17 protein-coding genes are annotated in these 18,848 nt (G+C 71.2%); 10 read left to right on the top strand and 7 right to left on the bottom strand.

Features of this window, described 5'->3' with window-relative positions; all coding sequences use genetic code 11:
• Positions 1-33: 33 nt before the first annotated feature.
• Entirely contained in the window at positions 34-396 is a 363-nt protein-coding gene (locus WMF39_RS21040) for a TraR/DksA family transcriptional regulator (RefSeq protein WP_012236416.1), read from the bottom strand.
• A 527-nt stretch (positions 397-923) separates the two neighbouring features.
• On the opposite strand from WMF39_RS21040, the gene WMF39_RS21045 reads away from it, so the two are divergent.
• Both WMF39_RS21045 and WMF39_RS21050 read left to right on the top strand, forming a co-directional pair.
• Positions 924-1,841, top strand: a complete 918-nt coding sequence (locus tag WMF39_RS21045; RefSeq protein WP_437747259.1) for an NUDIX hydrolase — start codon at positions 924-926, stop codon at positions 1,839-1,841.
• A gap of 3 nt (positions 1,842-1,844) precedes the next feature.
• Positions 1,845-2,432 (top strand): response regulator, encoded by a 588-nt coding sequence (locus tag WMF39_RS21050; RefSeq protein WP_012236418.1) that lies wholly within the window; start codon positions 1,845-1,847, stop codon positions 2,430-2,432.
• Between the two features lie 40 nt (positions 2,433-2,472).
• Here the strand turns inward: WMF39_RS21050 and WMF39_RS21055 are convergent, their stop codons facing one another.
• Positions 2,473-4,284: an N-acetylmuramoyl-L-alanine amidase gene (locus WMF39_RS21055; protein WP_437747260.1), complete on the bottom strand. Its 1,812-nt coding sequence runs from the start codon at positions 4,282-4,284 to the stop codon at positions 2,473-2,475.
• A gap of 213 nt (positions 4,285-4,497) precedes the next feature.
• On the opposite strand from WMF39_RS21055, the gene WMF39_RS21060 reads away from it, so the two are divergent.
• Positions 4,498-4,914, top strand: a complete 417-nt coding sequence (locus WMF39_RS21060) for a YbjN domain-containing protein (protein ID WP_437747261.1) — start codon at positions 4,498-4,500, stop codon at positions 4,912-4,914.
• Positions 4,915-5,930: 1,016 nt separating this feature from the next.
• Here WMF39_RS21060 and WMF39_RS21065 read toward each other — a convergent pair.
• Complete coding sequence (locus WMF39_RS21065) at positions 5,931-6,155, bottom strand: hypothetical protein (protein WP_437747262.1); 225 nt, start codon at positions 6,153-6,155, stop codon at positions 5,931-5,933.
• Between the two features lie 292 nt (positions 6,156-6,447).
• Between WMF39_RS21065 and WMF39_RS21070 the strand changes: the two genes are divergently transcribed.
• The gene (locus WMF39_RS21070; protein ID WP_437747263.1) at positions 6,448-7,815 is read left to right on the top strand and encodes a hypothetical protein; all 1,368 of its coding nucleotides are present in this window, start codon (positions 6,448-6,450) and stop codon (positions 7,813-7,815) included.
• Positions 7,816-7,851: 36 nt separating this feature from the next.
• Here the strand turns inward: WMF39_RS21070 and WMF39_RS21075 are convergent, their stop codons facing one another.
• The gene (locus tag WMF39_RS21075; RefSeq protein WP_437747264.1) at positions 7,852-9,303 is read right to left on the bottom strand and encodes a sigma 54-interacting transcriptional regulator; all 1,452 of its coding nucleotides are present in this window, start codon (positions 9,301-9,303) and stop codon (positions 7,852-7,854) included.
• Positions 9,304-9,418: 115 nt separating this feature from the next.
• Here WMF39_RS21075 and WMF39_RS21080 point away from each other — a divergent pair, with 115 nt between their 5' ends.
• Positions 9,419-10,249: a hypothetical protein gene (locus WMF39_RS21080; protein ID WP_437747265.1), complete on the top strand. Its 831-nt coding sequence runs from the start codon at positions 9,419-9,421 to the stop codon at positions 10,247-10,249.
• Between the two features lie 53 nt (positions 10,250-10,302).
• Positions 10,303-11,538, top strand: coding sequence for a Stp1/IreP family PP2C-type Ser/Thr phosphatase (locus WMF39_RS21085; protein ID WP_437747266.1), 1,236 nt, complete (start codon positions 10,303-10,305; stop codon positions 11,536-11,538).
• A 105-nt stretch (positions 11,539-11,643) separates the two neighbouring features.
• Here the strand turns inward: WMF39_RS21085 and WMF39_RS21090 are convergent, their stop codons facing one another.
• Together WMF39_RS21090 and WMF39_RS21095 are read right to left on the bottom strand one after the other, a co-directional pair.
• Positions 11,644-11,973 (bottom strand): FKBP-type peptidyl-prolyl cis-trans isomerase, encoded by a 330-nt coding sequence (locus WMF39_RS21090; protein ID WP_012236426.1) that lies wholly within the window; start codon positions 11,971-11,973, stop codon positions 11,644-11,646.
• Between the two features lie 116 nt (positions 11,974-12,089).
• The gene (locus WMF39_RS21095; RefSeq protein ID WP_437747267.1) at positions 12,090-12,965 is read right to left on the bottom strand and encodes a M48 family metalloprotease; all 876 of its coding nucleotides are present in this window, start codon (positions 12,963-12,965) and stop codon (positions 12,090-12,092) included.
• A 356-nt stretch (positions 12,966-13,321) separates the two neighbouring features.
• Between WMF39_RS21095 and WMF39_RS21100 the strand changes: the two genes are divergently transcribed.
• Complete coding sequence (locus WMF39_RS21100; RefSeq protein ID WP_437747268.1) at positions 13,322-13,894, top strand: hypothetical protein; 573 nt, start codon at positions 13,322-13,324, stop codon at positions 13,892-13,894.
• Positions 13,895-14,011: 117 nt separating this feature from the next.
• On the opposite strand, the gene WMF39_RS21105 is transcribed toward WMF39_RS21100, so the two are convergent.
• On the bottom strand, positions 14,012-15,067 hold the full coding sequence (locus WMF39_RS21105; RefSeq protein ID WP_437747269.1) for a hypothetical protein: 1,056 nt from the start codon (positions 15,065-15,067) through the stop codon (positions 14,012-14,014).
• A gap of 179 nt (positions 15,068-15,246) precedes the next feature.
• On the opposite strand from WMF39_RS21105, the gene WMF39_RS21110 reads away from it, so the two are divergent.
• From WMF39_RS21110 to WMF39_RS21120, 3 genes are all read left to right on the top strand, one after another.
• Positions 15,247-16,668, top strand: coding sequence for a protein kinase domain-containing protein (locus WMF39_RS21110; RefSeq protein WP_437747270.1), 1,422 nt, complete (start codon positions 15,247-15,249; stop codon positions 16,666-16,668).
• A 201-nt stretch (positions 16,669-16,869) separates the two neighbouring features.
• The gene (gene pdhA, locus WMF39_RS21115) at positions 16,870-17,847 is read left to right on the top strand and encodes a pyruvate dehydrogenase (acetyl-transferring) E1 component subunit alpha (RefSeq protein ID WP_437747271.1); all 978 of its coding nucleotides are present in this window, start codon (positions 16,870-16,872) and stop codon (positions 17,845-17,847) included.
• Positions 17,844-18,827 carry a pyruvate dehydrogenase complex E1 component subunit beta gene (locus WMF39_RS21120; protein ID WP_437747272.1) on the top strand — a complete coding sequence of 328 codons (984 nt, stop codon included), beginning with the start codon at positions 17,844-17,846 and terminating at the stop codon, positions 18,825-18,827. The genes pdhA and WMF39_RS21120 overlap by 4 nt, the downstream gene beginning before the upstream one ends.
• Positions 18,828-18,848: the final 21 nt, after the last annotated feature.

An 18,848-nucleotide genomic window follows, 5' to 3' on the forward strand; every position in this document is an offset into this window, starting at 1 on the left:
GACCGACGGCCGGCCTCCTCGCGTGGCGCAGCGTCAGCCGTAGTCCTTCTCGACCCTCTCCTGATCCTCTTTGCAGCGGATGCACAGGGTCGTCTCGGGGCGCGCCTCGAGGCGCTTCGCCGAGATCTCCTCCTCACACTCCTCGCACTTGCCAAACGAGCCGTCCTCGATCTTCACGAGCGCCTTCTGGATCTTGTCGAGGAACGACTTCTCGCGGCCACGGAGCCGGAAGGTGAACGACTGCAGGTACTCGCTCGACGCGAGGTCCATCTCGTCAGGGAGATCGTTCGCGTCGAGCATCATGTCCTCGGTCAGCGTTTGCTTGGCCTTCTTGACGATCTCGTCGCGCTTCGTCTCAAGCAGGGTCTTGAACTTTTTCAGCTGGGCCTTGTTCATAGGTCCTCTCGCGTCGAATGCGCCGTTCGGCGCTGCCGTCTGAGCTCCCTGGCGCATGCAAGCCGCGGGGCGCTGACCCCGGCTGCCGGGACTTACGGCTCCGCGACATGTCCGAAGAGGCCAGACAACCCCCCGAAATTGCGAGGCGCGGGATTCTAGGCGTGGGGGCCGAGCCCGTCAACGACGCCTCCGTCGTAGGCAGAGATCGCCCGAGCTCATTGCAGCCGACGCCTCTCGATTCGCCATCGCTCGCCATCGAGCACCATCACGCCCGCGACCGACCGCACGCTGCGGCATCGGTTGGCATCGGTTGTCGGGACAGCGTGGAAAGCATCTGCGGGAAGTCCCCGAGCCGCCGGAAAAGGCGGCGGACTTGGCCTCAAACCCGCATGCTCACCCCAGAGCACGCCGGAAATGAGACGCAGCGGACGGTTTGACGAAAGGCAGCTCACGTGGAACAAATTTATCCCATATTGCTGGATTTCGATCAGAACCGAACCCCGGTCCGTCCCCGCGATGCCTCCACGGTGATCGTCCTCCGTGACGGTCGCGCTGGAATCGAGGTGTTCTGCGTTCGCCGCCACGCGAGCTCGAGCTTCATGGGGGGCGCCGTGGTGTTCCCTGGTGGGAAAGTGGACGCGCAGGACGGCGCGGAAGTCTGGGCGGATCGGGCGACCGAGCCACCGGCGCGCGCCGCTGCGTTCGCGACGGGCGAGACGCCGGCGCGAGCGCTGTGCGTGGCCGCGTGCCGCGAGACGCTGGAGGAAGGGGGCATTCTGCCGACCGATCTTCCGCTGCCCGGCGACGAGGTCGACGCGGTGGGGCGGGAGCTCGCCGCCGGGGCGCCGCTCGATGCGGTCCTCGCGCGGCGCGGCCTGAAGCTCGCGCTCGCGGCGCTCGTCCCGTGGGCGCGGTGGATCACGCCCCTCGCCGAGGCGCGGCGCTTCGACGCGCGCTTCTTCCTGCTACCGCTACCGCCAGGCCAGATCGGGCGACACGACGGGCACGAGACGACAATGAGCTTCTGGGCAGCGCCGTCCGAGGTCCTGGAGCGCGCCGCGCGTGGGGAGATCCTTCTCGCTCCGCCGACTTCACGCACGCTCGATCTCCTCGCCGCGGTCGCAGACGTGCGCAGCGCCGTGGCGCTCGCGGAACGCCAGTCGCTCTTGCCGATCTGTCCGCGCTTCGTCCCGGGCGATGGGGCCGAGCCACCCTACCTGGCGCTGCCAGGCGACCCTTCGCACGAGGCCCGCGATCGGCCCACCGAGGGTCCGACCCGTTATGTCCTGCGCAACGGGCGCTTCGTCGCCGAAGAATGCTGCGCACATGGATCCCTGATCCACATCAAACAGGAACGAGAGCCAGATCCACCCGTGCCGACCAGCTTCGACACCCCCCAGACGAATGCCCCCTCCGTGCCGGCGACGCCTGATCTCGAGGAGTGAGCCATGGAAACGAACCCGAAAGAGAACACGACGCAGCCTGAGCTGTTCACCGCGAGCGACGTCGCGCGCTTCTGTCAGGTGGACCTCAAGACCATCCACAATTGGGCGGACAAGGGGGAGATCCGCCACTTCCGCACGCCCGGACGGCACCTCCGTTTCCGGCGGCTGGACGTGCTCGATTTCCTCCGAAAGTACGGCTACCCGATCCCGGAGATCCTCCGGATGGGCAAGCCGAAGGTCGTCGTGGTCGACGACGACCCCTCCGTCCTCGCCGCGCTCCGCAAGACGCTGTCGCGGAGGTTCGACCTGACGACGTTCCAGGATCCGTTCGACGCGCTCGTCGCGGTGGGCAACCTCCAGCCCGACGCGCTCATCCTGGACATCATGATGCCGGGCCTCGACGGCGTGCGCTGCCTGGAGCGGCTCCGCTCCATCGACGCGACCTCGCACATCCGCTGCATCGTGTACTCGAACCACGAGGACATGAAGAAGAACGCGACCGAGGCCGGCGCCTACGACTTCATCAAGAAGGGCGAGGCCGGCGAGCTGCGCGACTCGCTCGAGCGGCTCATGGGCCTCGAGCGAGGGTGACGCCTGAGCGGGCGACGCCCGCGCAGGCCAGCGGCGCCCCTCACTTGCCCTCGCGGTAGGCGCGGATCGCGTTCACGATGGCGTCCGCCATCTTCTGCCGGAAGTCGGCGGTCGCGAGGCGAGCCTCGTCCTCGGGGTTCGAGATGAAGGCGGTCTCGAACAGCGCGGCCGGCATGTCGGCGCCCGCGAGGACGAAGAAGCCCGCGCCCCTGACGCCCTGATCCTTCGTGTCGGGGTAGCGGGGCGAGAGCGAGGCGAGCGACGACCGCTGGAGGAGCTCGGCGAAGTGGCGCGAGCGGGCCGCCATGTCGCCGACGTTGAGGTTCGACAGGATCGCCGCCACCTCGAGGCGGGCGCCGGGATCACCTGGGTCCACGCCCTGCCCAGCCCGCCCGGCGCGGGCGGCGTTCTCGCGCGCCGCGAGCTGCGCCGACGTCACCTCGCCGTCGTGAGGGGCCGCGAGCGAGAACGTCTGGACCCCACGAGCGCGGCCGTTCTCGCTCGCGTTGCAGTGGATCGACACGAACAGGTCGGCGTGGAACGCGTTCGCACGCGCGGTGCGGAGCTCCAGCGGGACGTAGGTGTCGCTGTCCCGCGTGAGGAGCGTCTCGATCTTGAGCTCGCGCGCGAGGAGCGGGGCGACGCGGTGGGCGACGTCGAGCGTCACGTCCTTCTCCTTCAACCCGGTCGGGCCGACGGCGCCGGTGTCGTTGCCGCCGTGCCCCGGGTCGATCGCGACGCGCCGGACCTCTCGCGCGCCGCTGGGGTTGTCCTTGTCATCGCGCAACGGAGGGCGGGTGCTCACGTCGACGACGATCCGGAACGGATCGGGGAGGTAGAAGATCCGGCGGTGCAGGTTGGCGGCGAGATCGAGGACGACGCGCGTTCCATCCGGCTGGACGCCGACGCGCACGCGCCGCAGGACGCCGCCGACCTCGATCTCCCTCGCGATGCCGCGCGACGTCGCCCTCGCGATGTCGACGAACACGCGCGCGTCCTTGCCGGCGCTCTCGTCCGCCGCGAGCGTGCCGACGTCGAACGTCGTCGGCGCGGAGAGCTGGACCACGACGCGCGCCCCTTTGTCCGAGCCGTGCCGCTCGATCGAGGTGATCTTCACCGGGCCGGTGGGCGCGGCCGGCGCACGGGGGGCGACGACGACGTCGCCGGTGGCTTCGGCGGTCGTCACCTGCACCGGCGCCGCGCCCGCGGAGCTCGCGGGCGCGGCGGAGGAGCCCGGCGCGGGCCCCGAGGCGAGCGCGAGCGCGACGCCCTCGACGCGGTGTCCCTCCTGCTCCAAGGCGCGCAGCGCATCCCCGCTCGGCCGGTAGGCAGCGGCTTGCGCGAGCGCGAGCGCGAGCGCGCCCAGGCACTGCGAGCGCGGCGCGCCGCCGGACGGCGCGGGCGGGGCGAGGGCCGCGTAGCGCCGCGAGACCAGGTAGAGCTCGCGGTACGCGACGGCCGCGTCGTGAGCGAGCTCGCCGGCGAGCAGCGCGCGGCGGCGCTCGGCCTGGCACGCGCGCTCGACGTGGGCCGGATCGGCCGAGGCGCGGAAGGCCGTCGCCGCCGCGCTGTAGAGCTCCATCGCCTCGCGCGCGTCGGTGACCGCCTGATCGAGGCGGAAGAGCCGCACGCGAAGGTCGCCGGCCAGCTCCGCGAGCGAGGCCGCCTGCGCCGGCGCCCCGGCGCGCGATGACGCGATGGCGACGGCATCGGCGAGGGCGACCGTCTCAGCGCGGGGTGGGAGGAGCGCAGCCGGATCGAGCAGCGCGGCGGCGCGCTCCTCGTCGGAGATGCCGGCGGGCGCAGCCGGCGCGCCGCCCTCCGCGCTGCACCCGAGGGTGGCGTGCGCCACCACTGCAAAAAGCGCGATCGCCGCGAACGCCGGAGCGCTACGATGCAACCACGCCGGGCTGGTGTGCTGTCGGTTCGCCAGTTCAGCCCCGCGCGCCGAGCGACTGGCGATGCGTCCAGGAGGTTTCACGTGCCCGACCTCACGCCCACTTCATCCACAGGACCCCTCTACGCGGACCGCGCGTCGGGGGAGAGGTTTGCCGACGCGACGAGCATGGTCAACGCGTATCTCGCCCGGTACAACGCGAGCTCTCAAGGCGGGGCCAGAGCGCCGAGCGGCGTTGGCGCCAGCACGCTCGACGAGACGGGGTACGCGCAGCTTCAGCACGGGAGCGCGACGATCGGCGTCAACGTGCTGGAGGCTCAAGGCGTCCTGATGGTCTTTTCTCCCATCATGGCCGTCCCCCTGAGCGGGCGCGAGGCCTTCTATAGACGTCTCCTGGAGCTCAGCTTCATCACCACCTCCGACGCGGCCTTCGCGATCGACAAGTCGCGCAACGAGGTGGTGGTGCGCTGCCTGCGGCGCCTCAGCGCGCTCGAGTACGAAGAGTTCGAGGATATCGTCACGACGGTGAGCCAGGTCGCCGACACCTGGGATGACGCGCTGCTGCGCGATGTGCGCGGCGGGTGAGCCGTTCGCGGTGGTTTCCGGGGGCGCCGGGGGGCGCGCGCTCCCGCCGTGCGCGGCAGCCCGTGATGCGCCGATCCGTCGCGAGATTGCGGTGCAGCAGACGCGGGTGGTAAGTTCCTCACCGCGATGACTGCGGGGGAGCAACCGACGACCGCGGAACCTGGTGAGCGCTCCCTCTCTGCTGAGGAGGCGGAACGGATCGCGTCGTCGATCCGGCCATCCTGGGAGGGGTTCGACGAGCTGTCGGGCGCCCGAGGCGACGCGCGCGGCGGCGCCGTTGCTCAGGAGCCCGGCGCATCCGCTGCGAAATCGTCGGAAGCCCAGGCGGCCTCCCCCGCCGAAGCGCCGGCGGTGAAGCCTGGACCCGCGGTGGCGCCTTCTCCTGCTGCACCTGCGGCGCCCACGACGCGCGTCATCGAGGCCCCACCAGCCGGCGCGTCCGGCGTGTCCGACACCGTGATCGAGGGGGTCCCGACCATCGCGATCGGCGAGGACCCGCCGGGACCGCCCGCGGCGGGGGCCACGTCCCGCGACGCGGGAATGGCAGGGGCCGGTGAGCAGGCCAGCCCCTCGCCTCAGCCGGTCATCGACGCCCGGACGGCCGGAGGCGCCTCGGACGCGAGCGCCCCGATCGCGCTGGAGGGCGGCGCGGTGGCGCGGGACCAGCCCCCCGCGCCCGCAGGGAAAACACAGGTAGGAATGGGTGAGCCGGCGGCTGCGGCCGGCCCGCCAGGCGCCGCGGCCGGCGCGCACGCCGCTGAGCCGCAGCCGCGGGTGGACCGGTCGCCCTCCCCGCCCCCGGAGAATGAACCGCCGTCGGCACGGCCGGCGCGCAGGGGCTCCCGCGCGGCGCATCCAGCCAGGGAAAGCGCTGATTCCGTGGCCGCGTCCGGCATCCGCACGGAGGACCACGATCCGATCGAGATCCCCGTGTCCACGCCGAACAAGACGGCGTTGCGGGTCGTGCTCGCCCTCGCGGGCGTGGCCTTGCTGCTCGTCGTCGTTCGCACCTTGCGTCAAGACGACGCCGGCGAGGATCCCAGGCCCCCGGCGGCATCGTCGACGGCGGAGACACCCGCCGTAGCGACCACGCCCTCCGCCGCCTCGCAGGCGCCCCCCGCCGCCTCGACCGCCGCCACCGCTAGGGACGACGGCGTCTCGCCGGCGTCGAGCGCCTCAGCGTCGCCTCCGGCTCCCACGGCGACAACATCTGCCGCCGCGGCGGCGCCTACCTCTGTCACGACGCCTCCTGCGGCTACGGCGCCTGCATCTGCCACGGCGCCCGCTTCCGCCGGGAGCGCAGCGACGCCCGCGGTGCCAGCGACCAGGCCGAAGGTTGCCCCCCCTGCACAGAGGCCCGCGCCTCCTGCACCGGCGCCGCGTGGCACGAGCTCGACCGGAGGCAGCAAGGGCGGCGGCATCATCCGCGATGCGCCGTTCTGAAGCGCACCTCTTTCTCGCCTCGGCAGCGAGGCCTGCTGCAATCGTATCCTTTCGCGGACGCCGACGAGGCGAAGCCCGATCTGAGGAGCCATGAAAACACGCGCCTGCGCCCCAGTCCTCCTGCTCTCGCTGATCGCTCCCGCCGTGCTCACGGAGGCCGGGCTCCCCCCTTCTCTCTTCAGCGAACCGCTGAGCTTCGCGCAACCGTCCGATCCCGTGACCGAGGTCGCGCGCCAGCGCTACGAGGAAGGGGTCAAGGCGTACGACGCCGGTCGGTTCGAGGAGGCACGCACCGCGTTCCTTCAGGTCTACGCGCTCAAGCGACACCCGGCAGTGCTGCTCAACCTCGGACAGAGCGAGCTTCGCTCCAATCACCTCCAGGACGCCGGCAAGCACCTGCAGCAGTTCCTGCGCGAGCACGCCGCGGCGACGCCGGAGCAGCGCGCGGCAGCGGAGAAGGCGATCGCCGATGTGAAACGGAAGACCGGCTTCCTCGTCGTGACCGCCGACGCGAATGGCGCGGACATCAGCGTTGACGGCGTCCTCATCGGCAAGGCGCCGCTGCTCGATCCGGTGTTCGTGACGCCCGGCAAGCACACCTTGTTCGCGACCTACCTGGACCGATCAGCGACCACGCAGGTGGACGCGAAGATCGGCACAGCCACGCCCGCGACGCTCACCCTGGGCACGAGCGGTGCGACGCCCGCGACGCCGCCTGTCGGCGCGCCCCCCCCGGCGACGCCGACCGCTGCGCCCACCTCAGCCCCCCCGGGCGCCGTGCCGCCACCGCCGGCACAGCCTCCGGCGACGAACATCGCGCCGCCAGCGCCGGGCGCGACCGCTCCCGGCGCGATGGCTCCGGGCGCAGCCGCGCCGAGCCCCTCACCGTCACCCGCAGCGCCGACGAGCTCGGGCGCCGTCAGCGTCTCGACGAGCAGCACGATGGGCTCGATGAGCCCGGCGCAGGCCTCCGGCGGACGCGAGCCGTTCTTCCACTGGTACGCTCGCAAGCCGCTCGCCTGGGCAGGGACCGGCGTCGCCGGGGTCGGCCTGGTCATGGGGATCGTCGGCTCGGCCATCACGGTGGACGCGCGCAGCAGCGCCGACGACATCGGGCAGCAGATCGAGACGTACGTCGCGGGTCACCAGAGCGCGATCCCTGCGAACCGCAGGTCTCAGCCCTGTGGCGCGCGCGAAGATCCGTCGGGCGACCTCCCCGACTTCAGGAACGCATGCGGAAAGCTCCGCGAGAAGCTCGACCGCTTTGACGGCGCGGTCCCTTGGGCGATCACAGGGTGGGTCCTCTTCGGCGTCGGGGTCGTCGGCACCGCGACCTACGCCATGATCGATTGGTACCCGCAGAAGCAGCAGACCGCGGCCGACGGGCCGCGCATCACCGCGATCGCGCCGTTCGTGGCGCCAGGTCAGGCCACGCTCAGCGTCGCAGGCGCCTTTTAGCGCTGCAGTCCGGTGCGCGGGCGCCGCGGCTCGAGCTCACGTATCCCTGGCGATACGAAGCAGATCCCGCATCGTCGACCGCGGGACATCCGCGAGGCGGGCAGCGGCGCTGACGTTGCCGCCCACCTCCTCGAAGGCGCGGAGCGCATCGGCGGGCGTGATCTTCCGGCGGACCGGGGGCTCGCGATCGGCGATGACCGCCGTGATGTGCTCGGGCAGCACACGGCCATGCGCGCGCAGCGCGGCTTGAATGAGCACGTTCCGCAGCTCCCGGACGTTGCCTTGCCAGCGGTGCGCCCTCAGCGCTGCGAGCGCCCCAGGGGACAGCTGGCGCCGGCCAATCTCGGAGCTCGCCAGGAGGTGCTCGGCCAGGAGCGGGATGTCGTCGGGCCGATCGCGCAGCGCGGGGAGCTGAAGACGGCACACCGCCAGGCGCTCGTAAAGATCCGCGCGGAAGCGACGCTCACTGACGAGGGTCTCCAGGGGCTCGCAGGTGGCGACGACGAGCCGCACGTTGACCTGCGTCGCCCTCTCCGCGCCCAGCGGGCGGACCATCCCCTCCTCGACGACGCGCAGCAGCTTCGCCTGGACCTCCAGCGAGAGCGCCGCGATCTCGTCGAGGAAGAGCGTCCCATGGCTGGCCTCGACGAACGCCCCCTGACGCTCCCGAACCGCGCCGGTGAACGCACCCCGACGATGGCCGAACAGCTCGGACTCGGCGAGCTCCCGCAGGATCGTGGCGGCGTTCAGGACCACGAACGGCCGGTCGGCCCGGGGGCTCTCCGCGTGGATCGCCCGGGCCACGAGGTCCTTGCCCGTGCCCGACTCGCCGCGCAGCAGCACGGGGAGCTGGAGCGGCGCCACCCGCCGCACCGCCGCGGCGAGCTGCCGCATGGGCCGCGAGCGGCCGATGAGCCCGGGGAGCGGCGGCCCATCCTCCTCGATCACCGGGACTTTTCGGGCCGCCTCGACGCACATCGCCGTGCGACCGATCTCGAAGCAGCCGCCAGGAACGAGCATCGCCTGCCGCACACGGACGCCACCGACGCGAACGCCGTTGCGAGAGCCGAGGTCCGTCACCTCGATCGATGCGCCGCGGTGCGCGACGCGGCAGTGCCGGGCGCTCACCGCGGCATCATCAAGCCTCACGTCTGCAGCCGGAGCGCTTCCCAGGATGAGCTCGGCCCCCGGCGCGACGGCGATGCGCACTGGAGCGCCTCCGCTGGGATGCTCGCAGCGGAGCCACACCGTGGCGAGCGCGTCGCTATCGTCCACGATCTCCACGGTGACGTCCCGGGTCGAGAGGGGCTCACCGCCGCGCGCGCCGGGGTCCGATCGACCGCCGGGCGCTCCGACGAGCGCTCCCGGCAGCGCCACGAGGGGCGCGGCTGGCGCCGCAGGCGGCGCTGACGCCGCCATACCGCCGTGAGCCGAGGTGAGGGGTCTGGAAGGGCTGTCGTGGTCGCTGCGGATCTGTGCGTCGTCCATGTCCAGGAGGTTTGTCGTCGGCACGCGAGGCGCAGTTGCGTCGCCCGGGCGACATTCCTGCTCGTCGGAACGCGCCCCCTTTGCGCTCTGGACCGCGCTGTTCTAGAGGCCGTTCGTGAGATCGCGCTCGACAAGGTGGACCGCGCCGCTGCTCGGCGTGGCGGCAGCGGGCTGGGTGCTCTCGGCCAACCAGGCCCTCGCCCAGCCCGCAGATCAGGCGACGGCCGCAGCCGAGGAGACGGCCGCGGCCGAAGAAGAAGAGGAGGCCGGGCCGGAAGCCGGGGTGAAGCGCCCCGCCGGGCCCGACGATCGAAGCGGACACCTCCTGCTCCAGGGACGGGCCGGGTACAGCCAGCCCTTCGGCAGCATGGCCGCCGGCCAACCGGTCGCCGACACGGTCTCTGGCGGGTTCGCCTTCGGCGCCAACCTCGGCATCGGCTTGAGCCGCGTGACCGTCCTGGAAGCAAGCGGCTCCTACACCCTGCTCCCGGCAGCGGCAGGCTGCAGCGACTGCTCCGGCCGAAGCCTCGATCTGGGTCTGGGGTTCGTCTACCACGTCGCCCAGGGGATCGCGGTCGACCCGTGGATCAGCTACGGCGTGGGGTACCGGCGAGCGGTCTTCACATGGCCGGAGGCCTCGGCGGCCGGTCCCACCGGGACCGATCACGTGTTTCACGGTCTCGATGTCGCCCGCATCGCGCTGGGCGCCGACTTCTACCCGGCGCCGATCCTTGGCGTCGGTGTGTTCGCAGAGCTCGACGCCGGCACCTACCTCTCGCGCCCCGACGAGGGTTCCGACCCCACGGCCTACGGATTCTTCCAGATCGGTGTGCGCCTCGCGCTGGATCCCCTACCCCGGGGCACGCGACCACCGGCAGCCTCGGCCGGTACGTCACCGAGGATCGCCGCTCAAGCGACCGGCTTCCAGGGAGCAGCCCGCCGCTAAAGCAGCCGGAATGTGGGCGGTCCAGAGCGAGGGGCAGGTATAATCTGCCGCGAATGGGCGAGTTCAGGACGAGCAGCCGCACCCGACCCGTCGCGGCTGCCGTGACCGACGTAGGTCGCCAGCGAAAGCACAACGAGGACAACGTCCTCGTGAAGTCCGATCTCGGCCTCTTCGTCGTGGCGGACGGCATGGGCGGGCACAACGCGGGCAACGTCGCCAGCGCGCTCGCGACCAAATCGCTCGACAACTTCTTCGAGGCGACCCGCGCCGGCAGCTTGCCAGGCCCCGTCCCGGCCGACGAACAGGAGCTCGATCCGGAAGCACGCCGCGTCGTCGCGGCGATCCGCAAGGCGAACCACGATGTGTTCGTCATCTCGAACACGTACACCCAGCACCAGGGCATGGGCTCGACGGTGGTCGCCGCCTACGTGTCGTGCGAAACGGAGCAGATCCATGTCGGGCACGTCGGCGACAGCCGTTGCTACCGGATCCGACACGGCGAGATCGAGCAGCTCACGAAGGACCACTCGCTCATCAACGACGCCCTCGCGCTCAAGCCCGACCTGAGCCAGGACGAGCTGGCGAGGCTCCCGAAGAACATCATCACGCGCGCGCTCGGCATGAAGGACGCCGTGAAGGTCGACATCCGCTCGGAGCCCACCCAGCCCGGCGACGTCTTCCTGCTCTGCTCGGACGGGTTGAGCGGGATGATCTCGGAGCAGCAGATGCTCGATGTGTTCGACATCACCCAGGATCCGCACGAGGCCTGCGAGCTCCTCATCGAGATGGCCAACGAGGCGGGCGGGACCGACAACATCTCGGCGCTGATCGTCCGCATCCAGCTCGACGCGCAGGACGAGCGGCAACCGAACAGCGCCGAGCTCGACGACACCCGGCCCCTCCACGTCGATGAGTTCGGCGAGACGGTTCCGCCCGCGGCGGTCCACGACGGACAGCCCCCGGTCGACGAGGTCGATCTCGACATCGCGGCGCAGCAGGTCCACTCCATCGCGGACAGCGGCCTGCGGAGCCAGGCCCACAGCGCGCCAGGCACGGTGGCGCGCATGGCCGCCGCGCCGTTCACGGATCGGCGCTCGCGGGCCGCCGCTGGCTCCGGTCGCTACACCGCGGTGACGACGGCGGCGAGGCCTCCCGTGAAGGAAGCCCCGCCATCGAAGCCCGCAAAGCGCGCGACCGAGGTGCGGGTCGCGCGGTGCGCGCACTGCAAGCACGAGCTCTTCATCGGCAACCGGTTCTGCGTCGAGTGTGGCGCCCCCATCAAGCCGTGAGCCGCGCCGCGGGCGCGCTCGGGGCGGCCGCGTCGGCGTCGACCTGCGCGCCGCCCCGAGCGCCGGTCGCGAGCAGCGACCGACGCGCGGGGGCGACGCGACAGATCACTTGACCGCGAGCAGCTCGACCTCGAAGACGAGGGTCGAGTTCGGCGGGATCACGGGCGGGAAGCCGCGAGCGCCGTAGCCGAGCTCCGGCGGGATCGTCAGCTTGCGGAGGCCGCCGATCTTCATGCCGGCGACCCCCTGATCCCATCCCTTGATCACCTGCCCGGCCCCCAGCTTGAACGAGAATCCCTGGCCGCGGTCGCGCGAGCTGTCGAACTTGTCGCCGTTGGTCAGCGTGCCGACGTAGTGCACCGTCACGAGCTGGCCGTGCTTCGCCTCCGCGCCTGTGCCTTCCTTGAGGTCCTCGATCCCGAGCTCTGCTTGCATGGTCGACTCCTTTCGGCGCGATGGGAGGAGCGCTGCACGGTCGCGTCAAGCCGAAGCAGCAGATGAGCCCTCCGGACGAGCGCCCGCGAGCGCAAAGACGCCCGGGTAATCGTGGCTCAGCCGCCGAAACCAGGGAACGTGAACACGGGCGCGCCTCCGGTCATCCGCCAGGTGTTGGCGGTCTGCTGGACGACGGGCTGCCGCAGCAGCGGGTGCGGGTGCGTCTGCTCGAAGGCGAACAGGATCGTGGCCGGCGTGAGCTGATCGAGCGACGCGAAGAAGCCGAGCGTGAGCATCGCGCCGCCCTCGGTCCAGCGGTACCCCTGCTGCCGCGCGCCAGCGGCGAGCAGGTTGTTCACGCCCGCCACGTCCGCCGCGATCTCGTTCGGCTGGTTGAAGATGGGGAGCGTGCGCGACAGCATCCGCCCGAGATCCGCGGGCGTGACGCCCCGGCTCCCCCCCTGCCCGTTCGCGCAGCCCGTGTGCCCGAGGTGATGGTGGCCGAGCTCGTGGCCGAGAACGAACGCGAGCTGCTCGTGGTAGAGCTGGCGCTGCCGCTCGACCTTGCGCGCGTCGGTGTGCTGCACCGGATCGACGAAGCCCACCGGCGGCCGGACGATCGGCTGCCCAGGCCGCTGTCGCTGCGCGAGCATCCGCAGGAACTCGTCGAGCTTCCTCGTCCCGAAGACCTCGTCGGTCGCCTTGAACTGCGCGATCTGCGCCTCGACCTCGAGCAGCCCGTCGGTGATCGCCATGAACGGCATCCGCTGGTCGTCACAGCCGGCGAACGCGTTCACCTCGCCCACCGTCGGATCGGCGATGAACGGGATGCCCCTCACCTTCTGCTGCGAGGCCGCCGGCAGCGCGCCGATCAACGCGCCCATGACGACGCCGGCCTCGGACTGGAGCCAGCTGACGTTGATGTCGTTTATGGGATCGCCGAGCACCGGCAGCCCCGGCATCGTGGGCACGTTGAAGGTAGGCGCCGGCACAGGCCCGGTCTGCGCCGGCGGGTACCCGGGTTGCTGCGGGTACCCGGGCTGCTGCGGGTACCCAGGCTGCTGTGGAGGAGCACCCTGCTGGGGCGCGCCGTACGGAGGATAGGCCTGGCCGTACGACGGCTGAGACGCAGGCCGGCGCGAGCTGCCTCGCTGACAGCCTGCGACCAGTCCGAGAGCCAGAACGAGGGCGCCGATCGGTCGAAGCAGATTCATCGCCGCGAGCATAGCGCACGGCGAGGGGGTCAACCTCGCCGCGCCGCACGCAAGATCTCGGCGCGCTGTCCGCGACGCCGCGGCGCCGCGATGAGCCGAAAGCTGGGCGCCGGGCGTCAGGCGCAGGAGGACCGATGAACAGACACCGTGCCTGGTCTGCCGCCGCCGCCACCCTGTGGATCAGCGCCGCCACGCTCTCTGGCTGCGGCGGCGCCTCCGTCGCGCAAGCCCCGGTGGCGCCGGAGCCCGCCGCTGCGACCTCGATGTCGCCGCACAAGGGAAGCGCCGTCGAGACGGCCGATGATGCGCTCGCGGAGCTCGAGCGCGCGGAGGACGAGCTCGATCAGGCGATCGGCGCGCCCGCGCAGCGCGACGAGGGCCGGACCGTGGCGGAAGCGGCGCAGCCGGGAGCGCCGCCGCCGGCGGCTTCGCCGCCGAGTCCGAGCGTACCCGACAGCCGCGCCGCGCCGTCACCGCGGGCGACGGCCGCCGGCGGCGAGCCCCCTGCCAAGAAGATCGAGGCCGAGCCGACGTCCGCGTCGCCGTGCGAAACCGCGTGCCGCGCGCTCGCGTCCATGAGCCGCGCCGCGCAGCACCTCTGCGGGCTCGCCGGCGATGCGGACCAGCGGTGCGACTCCGCACGCGCCCGGGTCAAGAGCGCGACAGACCGGGTCGAGGCGCGGTGCCCGCGCTGCGCCGAGCTCTGAGCCTCGACCAGGGACGCCCCGCCGGCCGCTCCAGCTCGACATGAGCGGTGCTGCCGTCGCGCACAGCTGTGCCCACCTCGATACGGGCCGAGCGCGCCTTCCGCTCAGACGGTGACCTCACGGGCCCGGCGCGAGGAGCTGAAGCAGCCGCACATTTTTGTACATATCCCCGAGCGAGCCTGCCGCCGCATGGCCGGCCTTCGCGAGCAGCTCGATCTCCTCGGGGCGCACCTCCACCTGCACCGTCAGCCGGCCGGCGCCCGGCTCCACGGTGAGGGTCGCGCGCTTCGCGATCTCGGCGAGCGCCGCCCCGGGCTCCGGGCCAACGAGCGCCTTCAGCGCATCGACGTTCGCGCGCTTCTCCTCGAGGAGCTTCCGGAGCTCTTCGGCCGCGTCGGCCGACGCGGCGTCGATCGCGACGGTCGCCGAGAGCCCGCCCTTCGTCGAGACGCCGACGGTGACGGCGCGCGGGCCCGTGGAGCCGGTGAGGATCGCGCGGAGGCTCGGCTTGCTCTCGGAAAGGAGGGCGACGCCCAGGAGGGGACGATCCCACCCGATGTGCGCGAGGCGCGACGTCGCCTCGTCCCTGCTCGCCAGCGACGTCCCGGCCTCCTCGGCGTCGATGCTGGCGCGGATCTCTGGCTCGGCGCCATACAGCAGGATCGACCCGTCGCGCACGGCGATCGCGTCCTCGCCGGCGCGGAGCAGGTACTTCACGCTTTTGTACTCCGCCTGGACGTAGCTGTGCGTCGCCAGGCGCTCCGCGAGCTTCTGCTCGTTGAAACGCCCGCGCGCGACCACGAGCGACGGGGCGACGACCAGCTTGTCGACGTCGAACCCGAGATCGATGCCCGTCGCCTTCTTGATGTCGTCACGGGTGCGCTCGATGTGCAGCCGCACCGCGCTCCCCTCCGCGCCGAGCGCCTGCAGATCGATCTGGTGAGGGTCGACGATCACCACGCCGGGGACGTTGCCTTGGACATATTCGAGCAGCGACTCGTCTCTCGGGAAGGTTGCGGCGCGGAGGTGCGCCACGCCGAAGCCGAGGAGCCCCGTCTGCTGGGCGAGGACGATGATGAGCACGAAGCCGGCGAGCACGATGTACTTGGCCTTGCCTCGCTTCTTCGTAGCGCCGGCGACCTGGACCGGCTTCGACGCGCTCTCGGTGCTCATCTGTGCTCGCTGCGCCCTCTCTGGGATGCCGCACGCCGCCAGGCCCCTGCGGGAACCGCCTCCGCAGAACCGCAAGCGCCGCTCGTGGACCCGGGGCGCGCTGCGGCAGAGCATAACCGGAAGCGAGACGCCGGCCAGGCCTTCCGCCGGGGCCGCCGGCCGGATAGAACCGACGCGACGTGCCTCGATCCTCGTCCTCCGATGGCGGCGGCGCGCTCGCACAGCCGAGCGATAGCTCCGTGCTGCCCGCCGCCCTCGGCCGCTACCACGTGCAGCGCCTCCTCGGCGAGGGCGCGATGGGGCGCGTGCTGCTCGCGCACGATCCGCTGCTCGATCGCGACGTCGCGCTGAAGCACCTGCGCGACGACCTGCGCATCCCGCGCGACGTCCGCGAGCAGCTCATCGTGAGGATGCGCCACGAAGCGCGCGCCGCCGCCCGGGTGACCCACCCGAACCTCGTCACGCTCCACGACGTCGGCGAGGACCCGGACTTCGGGCTCTACCTCGTCTTCGAGTACGTCGAGGGGCCGACGCTCAAGCAGCACCTCCTCGGGCGGCCGCTCTCGGCGTCGCAGGCGGCGCGCCTCGCGTGCGAGCTCGGCGAGGCCCTCACGATCGCGCACCGGGCAGGCATCGTCCACCGCGACATCAAGCCGGAGAACATCATCCTCTCCGCGAACGGCGGCAAGATCGCCGACTTCGGCATCGCGCGGATCCCGGACTCGACGCTGACGCACCAGGGAGGGCTCATGGGGACGCCCGCGTACAGCGCGCCGGAGACGTTCCGCGTCGGCAAGTTCTCGCCCGAGAGCGATCAGTTCTCGCTCGCCGCCGTCATGTACGAGGCGATCTCCGGGAGCCGCGCGTTCCCGGGCGACGACGCGGTCTCGGTCGCCTCGAAGATCGCGAGCGACGAGCCGCCGCCGATCGCGAAGGAGCTCGGCCTCCCCCCGTCGCTCGATCAGGTGCTCGCGCGCGGCCTGTCGAAGCGACCCGAGGACAGATACCCGAGCTGCGACGAGTTCGGCGCCGCGTTCGCGAACAGCCTCGAGTGGGCCGTCTCCAGCCAGATGCCGAGGCGGATGCTGGACAGCGCCGTCACGGCGACGCCGGCGCTGCCCGCCGAGCCAGCCGCGGTGCGCGCAGATCCGCTCGACGCTGACTTCCCTCCCCGCGAGCGGAAGGCGGGGCAGATCGCCGTGGGTGCGGCCGTGGTCGTGGCCACGGCCGCGCTGCTCCTCCACACCGCGCTGCGATCTGCAGACGCGCCCGCCGAGGAGCCCGCCGTCGGAGCAGCGCCGATCGCCTCGTCGGCCACCACGGCGCCGCGACCGCGCGCCATCCCGTCGACGCGGCCTGCGCGCCCGAAGCACGACCCCGCCGACACCACGGCGCGCGCGACGGTCAGCGCGGAGCCCAGCGCCGCGGAGCCCAGCGCCAGCGCGCCGGGCAGCGCCACGACCTCGCCCGTGCCGACCGCGCTTCCCGAGGACGAGCAAGGCGCGGACGCCGGAACACCGGAGACCGACGACCTCGGCGTGCCAGAGACCACAGAGCCCGGCACGCAGGACGCCGGTGGTGCCGATGCTGCTGCGCGTTGAACGGGTGACATCGCGGATGCGTTGTCACGCGGAAAAAACTCCCGTAAAGGAGCCCGAGTAAGCACCGTCGCTGTCCTGCACGGCCGACGCCAAGCGCCTCGCTGGGTCCATCGCAAGCCCCGGAGAGGGCGCCCTGGAATCACGCCGATCGCTGCGCTAGCGACTGTCTGAATTGCTGTTCTGCCCCTTGAGATCTCCGCGATGACTACCCTGACAAACGGCGACGATCTCCATCTGTCGCTCTACCGAAAGATGTTTCAGATACGCCGCTTCGAGGAAGAAGCGGCCCGCGCGTACGCGCAGAGCAAGATCGGCGGGTTCCTTCACCTGTACATCGGTCAGGAGCCCATCGCCGTCGGTGCTTCCGCGGCGCTCCGCCCCGACGACTACGTGATGACCACCTACCGCGATCACGGCCTCGCGCTCGCCCGCGGGATGAGCTCGCGCGCCGCGATGGCCGAGCTCTACGGCAAGGTCACCGGGTGCTCGAAGGGGCTCGGCGGCTCGATGCACTTCTTCGACAAAGAGCACAACATGCTCGGCGGCTACGGCATCGTCGGCGGGCACATCCCCATCGCCGTCGGGACCGCGTTCGCGTCGAAGTACCGCGGCGAGGACCGGGTCTCGATGGTGTTCTTCGGCGAGGGCGCGGTGAGCATCGGCGACTTCCACGAAGGGATGTCGCTCGCAGCGCTGTGGAAGCTGCCGATCGTGTTCGTCTGCGAGAACAACGAGTACGCGATGGGGACGCCGCTCTCCCGGACGCTCTCGGTCGAGGACGTCTCGCTGAAGGCGCTCGCCTACGGGATGGAGCGCGATCGCTTCAACTCCGAGCACGTCCTCCAGGTGCGTGATCGCCTCGCCGAGGCCGTCACGCGGGCGCGCACGCAGTCGGAGCCGACGCTGGTCGAGATCAGGACGTACCGCTTCCGGGGCCACTCGATGAGCGATCCCGGCAAGTACCGGACGAAGGAGGAGCTCGAGGAGCGCAAGAAGAAGGACGTGCTCCTTCGCTCTCGCATCGAGCTCGAGGAGAAGGGCCACAAGGCCGCCCTCGAGGCGATCGAGAAAGAGGTGGAAGACGAGATCACCGACGCGATCCGCTTCGCCGAGGAGAGCCCCGAACCCGGGCCCGAGGTGCTCGAGCCCACAACCTATGCAGGACCTTTTGCGCGATGACCGTCCTAAGATTCCGTGAGGCGGTTCGCGCCGCCATGATCGAGGAAATGGAGCGCGACGAGCGGGTGTACCTCGTCGGCGAGGAGGTCGGGCATTACCAGGGCGCCTACAAGGTGACCGAGGGGATGCTCGACAAGTTCGGGAGCAAGCGCGTGATCGACGCGCCCATCACCGAGAGCGGGTTCACGGGCATCTCGATCGGCGCGGCGATGGTCGGGCTCCGGCCGATCGTCGAGTACATGACGTGGAACTTCTCCGCCGTGGCGTTCGACCAGATCCTCAACAACGCGGCGAAGCTCCGGCAGATGTCCGGCGGGCAGCTCACCATCCCGCTCGTGCTGCGGGCGCCGAACGGCTCGGCGAAGCAGGTCGGCTCGCAGCACTCACACTCGATGGAGCACTTCTACGCGCACGTCCCCGGCCTCAAGGTCCTCGCGCCCGCGATGCCGGCGGACGCCAAGGGTCTCCTCAAGTCGGCGATCCGGGACGACAACCCGGTGCTCTTCATGGAGAGCGAGACGCTCTACGGCGTGAAGGGCGAGGTGCCCGACGACCCGGATTTCATCGTGCCGCTCGGGGTCGCCTCGATCGTGCGCGAGGGGACCGACGTCTCGATCATCGCGTGGAGCCGGATGGTGCACGTCGCGCTCGAGGCGGCGGCGGAGCTGGAGAAGGAGGGCATCAGCGCGGAGATCGTGGACCTGCGATCGCTGCGCCCGCTCGACGAGGAGACGATCGTGCAGAGCGTCACGAAGACGCACCGCGCGGTCGTGGCGCACGAAGGCTGGCCGTACGGCGGCGTCGGCGCGGAGATCGCCGATCGCATCCAGCGGCTCGCGTTCGACGAGCTGGACGCGCCCGTGCTGCGCGCGACGACGCTCGACGTCCCGATGCCCTACAACGCGCGGCTGGAGCAATACGTGATCCCGCAGGCCTCGCGGATCATCGAAAATGTTCACCGCGTTCTCTACAAAAGCTGACTGAGCGGACCCACATCCCCG

Source organism: Sorangium sp. So ce1504, assembly GCF_051521635.1.
Lineage (GTDB): Bacteria > Myxococcota_A > Polyangia > Polyangiales > Polyangiaceae > Sorangium > Sorangium cellulosum_B.